The following is a 2,406-nucleotide window of genomic DNA, read 5'->3' as shown; positions in this document are numbered from 1 at the left end:
GGGCTTCCGGCCAGAGTTCGACGACCTGGAGACGATCATCGCCCATGCCTGGGCCTGGGAGCAGAAGCTGAAGGGGATGCAGGCGACGGGCTGATCGACGTGGGGCGGACCGGCGAGGTCCTGTACGCGTTCGTGCCGGTGCTGCTGCTGATCCTGGGCGGCTATCTCGGCCAGCGCAGCGGGCGGATCGATGCCGGCCTGCGCAGCGGCCTGGAACGGATCGCCTATCACGTGTTCCTGCCAGCCCTCCTGTTCCAGAACCTCGCATCCTCGGCCGTGCCCGGTGCCGCGGTCCTGCCGCTGCTGCTGCTCACTGCGAGCTCGATCCTGCTGACCACCTTCGCCATGCTCGCCTGGTGCTGCCATGCGGCCGTGCCGGCGGCCGAAGTGGGGCCGCATGTCATGGCATCGATGCGGTTCAACAACTTCCTGGGCTTCTCGCTGCTCCTGCCGTTGTTCGGCCCGATCGGCCTCGCTGCCGGCGCCATGGTCTCCACCTTCGCGGTGATCGTCGCCAACACGGTGAGCGTGGTCGTGCTGCTGACCTTCGCCGGCAGGAACCGGCCGAGCCTGCGCCAGCTCGGTGTCGAACTGGCCCGCAACCCGCTGATCCAGGCATCGGCCGCCGGGCTTGCCTGGAAGGCAAGCAGCCTGGACCTGTTCGCCCCGGTGGAACGCACCCTGGCGATGCTGGGCCAGGCCGGCATCGTCTGCGGGCTGATCGTGGTGGGCGCCGCCCTGGCGCTGGCCCCGAGCGCCCTGCCCCGCCGGGCAGCGCTCGCGTCTACCGCGTTCACCAAGTTCCTGGTCCTGCCGGCCTGGCCTACAGCCAGGCCAGGCTGTTCGGCCTGGATCCGGTCGTCTCGGCGGCGATCACCCTGTTCTTCGCCCTGCCCACCGACCCCGCCTCCTACCTCCTGGCGAGGCAGCTGGGTGGCGATGCCGAGCTGATGGCCGGCCTGATCGTGGCGCAATCGGTACTGGCCCTGCTGGTCCTGCCGGCCGTGGTGCTGCTCGTCGGTTGAAGGGTGCGGAGGTCAGACCCGGCGCACCCGCCCGCTCGCCAGCAGTTCCGCCATGAACGGGAACACGGTCAGGCCGCCCTGCACCTTCTGCAGGGTCTCGGCCTCCGCCGCGCGCACCTGGACCAGCGCCTCGACCACCTGGGCCAGCCGTTCCCGCGGCACGATCACCACCCCGTCCGGATCGCCCACGACCACGTCCCCTGAGCGCACCACCAGATCGCCCAGCACGATCGGCAGGTCGACGGTACCGGGCCCGCTGCGCGCCGGCGAGTTGGGCACGAGGCCACGGGCAAAGCAGGGCACGCCGACGTCGCGGATGCCCTCCAGGTCGCGCACCATCCCGTCGGTGACGAAGCCGACCACGCCCTGGTTGCGGGCCATGCCGAGGGTCAGGTCGCCGGTCACCGCTGCCTTCTCGTAGCCGGCGGTGGCGGTCACCAGCACGTCACCCGGCTGGCAGTCGGCGATCGAGGCCATCAGGGCCAGGTTGTCGCACGGCCCGCAGTCGGACGTACGCGCCACGCCGCAGAACCGGTCCTGGCCCGGCACGATCGGCTTGATCCGCCAGTCCAGCGCGCCGCTGCCGCCCATGGCGTCCACGATCTGGCTGGTCAGCATCCCGGAGAGCTGCTCCACCAGTTCGGCCGGCGGGCGCTCGAAGCTCCTGGCGACGGTGAGGATCGGGGCTTCGTCGATCATGCGGCAATCGCCTTGGGCAGGTTGGGAGGAACGATGCCGGGGGCCAAAAGGTCCGCGTCGGCATCGACGAACCGGGTGACGCCGCACAGGCACAAGGCGCGGTCGAGGTCGCGGCGCAGGATCTCCAGCACCGCCGCCACCCCGGCCTCGCCGGCCACCGCCAGCCCCCAGAGCTGCGGCCGGGCGATCAGGCAGGCATCCGCCCCCATCGCCTTGGCGATCAGCACATCCACGCCACGGCGTATCCCGCCGTCCAGCAGGACCTTGAGCCGCCCCTTGGCGGCAGCGGCGATCGCCGGCAGCGCATCTAGCCCGGCCGCGGCGCGGTCGAGCTGCCGGCCGCCATGGTTGGACACGATCACCCCGTCCACGCCGTGATCCACCGCGAGCTGGATGTCGGCGGGATGGAGGACGCCCTTCAGGATCAGCGGGCCCGGCCAGTGCCGGCGCAGCATCGCGACATCGGCCCAGGACATGGTGGGGTCGAGCAGCGCGTTCATCCGCCCGGCCAGCGTGTTGCGGTCCGCCCCGCCCTCGATCCCGGTGTAGTTGGCGAAGGTGAAGTCGCGCCGCTCGCGCATCCGCCACAGCCAGCTCGGCCGGATCGCCATCGCCGCCATCACCTTCACCAGCAGCTTGGGCGGAATCGAGAAGCCGTTGCGCACGTCGCGCTCGCGCTGGC

General features: G+C 71.2%; 3 protein-coding genes. 1 reads left to right on the top strand and 2 read right to left on the bottom strand.

The genetic code is table 11. The annotated features are described in order from the left end of the window. The first annotated feature begins 99 nt into the window (after window positions 1-99). Window positions 100-951 carry an AEC family transporter gene (locus EQG76_RS30665; protein WP_159719013.1) on the top strand — a complete coding sequence of 284 codons (852 nt, stop codon included), beginning with the start codon at window positions 100-102 and terminating at the stop codon, window positions 949-951. An 86-nt stretch (window positions 952-1,037) separates the two neighbouring features. On the opposite strand, the gene EQG76_RS30660 is transcribed toward EQG76_RS30665, so the two are convergent. Further along, window positions 1,038-1,724 carry an RraA family protein gene (locus EQG76_RS30660; protein ID WP_159719012.1) on the bottom strand — a complete coding sequence of 229 codons (687 nt, stop codon included), beginning with the start codon at window positions 1,722-1,724 and terminating at the stop codon, window positions 1,038-1,040. After that, window positions 1,721-2,406, bottom strand: a 686-nt coding sequence (locus tag EQG76_RS30655; RefSeq protein ID WP_200841268.1) for an alpha-hydroxy acid oxidase, incomplete at its 5' end; no start/stop codon positions are given. The genes EQG76_RS30660 and EQG76_RS30655, both read right to left, overlap by 4 nt.

The sequence above is a fragment of the Geminicoccus flavidas genome, from assembly GCF_009806515.1.
Lineage (GTDB): Bacteria > Pseudomonadota > Alphaproteobacteria > Geminicoccales > Geminicoccaceae > Geminicoccus > Geminicoccus flavidus.
This window is presented reverse-complemented; position numbering and strand designations above follow the sequence as displayed.

What these genes read in the sequence shown, in the direction of transcription:
- EQG76_RS30660 (WP_159719012.1), bottom strand. Translation starts at nt 1,724, where the DNA reads ATGATCGACGAAGCCCCGATCCTCACCGTCGCCAGGAGCTTCGAGCGC.